The following is a 1,153-nucleotide window of genomic DNA, read 5'->3' as shown; positions in this document are numbered from 1 at the left end:
AGCGAGCTCTTCTGGTAGCGGCCGCTGACGGCGATGACGCGGTCGGGGAAGCTGAGCGGACGTGCGGTCTGCATGTCGATGGTGCCCGACAGGCCCTGGCCGACCAGCGCTGCATCGGGGGTCTTGTACACGGTCACGCCGTTGACCAGCTCGGACGGATACTGGTCGAACTCGACGCCGCGGTTGTCGCCGGTGCTGACCACTTCACGCCCGTTGAGCAGGGTGGTGGCGAAATCCGGCGACAGGCCGCGCACGCTGATCACCTGCGCACGACCGGCCACACGCTGTGCGGCAAGGCCAGGCAGGCGCGAGATCGATTCGGCGATGCTGACGTCGGGCAGCTTGCCGATGTCCTCGGCGGAGATGGCTTCGACCACCGAGGTGGCGTCCTGCTTGGTGGCGATGGCGCTTTCGATGCCGCGACGGATGCCGGTGACCTGCACCGTGTCCAGGTTGGTGGCGGCGGTGCCGGTTGGCGGGGTTGCCGTGCTCTGCGTGGACTGCGCTGCTGCCAGCGATGGCGTCAGTACGACGGCCAACGCGATGCTCAGCGCACTGCGCTTGTGGTTCAACATTTTCCCCTCCCAGGCAATGTTGTAGTGCGATTCGTGGTCGTCCCGATGGTGTCGAGGACGTGCGACGCGGTGGCCGCTGTCGTCGCCGCTATGGTAGGCAGCGCGTTCTTCGTGGGAATCACCCTGCATACGTATTCAATGGCGTTTGCAGGGTTGTAATCGCTTCCAGATCATCATTCCGGTAGTGCCGGCCACTGGCCGGCAACCATCCACGTCGCAACGATGCCGGCCAGCGGCCGGCACTACCTGCGCATTCACAGCGGGGTGAAGCGGATGGCCTGTCCGCCGCCCGGCGCCAGCACCAGGGTGAGTGAATCGGTGCTGCTGACCTCGCGTGTTTCGCGCTTGAAGGCGAAGGGACTGCTGCGGAAATCCGCGCCATCGCCATCGCGGTAGACCTCGGCGCGGTAGCGCACGCCCGGCTCCAGGAAACCCAGCGACACCGGCAGCACGCGGCCGTTCTCGTCGGTGATGCTGCCCAGGAACCAGTCGCGGCTGTTGCGGTCGCGGCGTACGATCGTCACGTAGTCGCCGACCTCGCCATCGAGCACGCGGCTCTGCTCCCAGTCCACCGCCAC

The 1,153-nt window shown here is 66.4% G+C and carries 2 protein-coding genes; both read right to left on the bottom strand.

The features are described 5' to 3' along the window. The coding region (locus AC1VAN_RS22545; protein WP_480986827.1) for a TonB-dependent receptor plug domain-containing protein at positions 1-575 on the bottom strand (575 nt) is incomplete at its 3' end. 254 nt (positions 576-829) lie between these two features. Beyond that, the coding region (locus AC1VAN_RS22540) for a glycoside hydrolase family 97 C-terminal domain-containing protein (RefSeq protein WP_480986826.1) at positions 830-1,153 on the bottom strand (324 nt) is incomplete at its 5' end.

The organism is Stenotrophomonas sp. 05L44_2, assembly GCF_056665995.1.
This window is presented reverse-complemented; position numbering and strand designations above follow the sequence as displayed.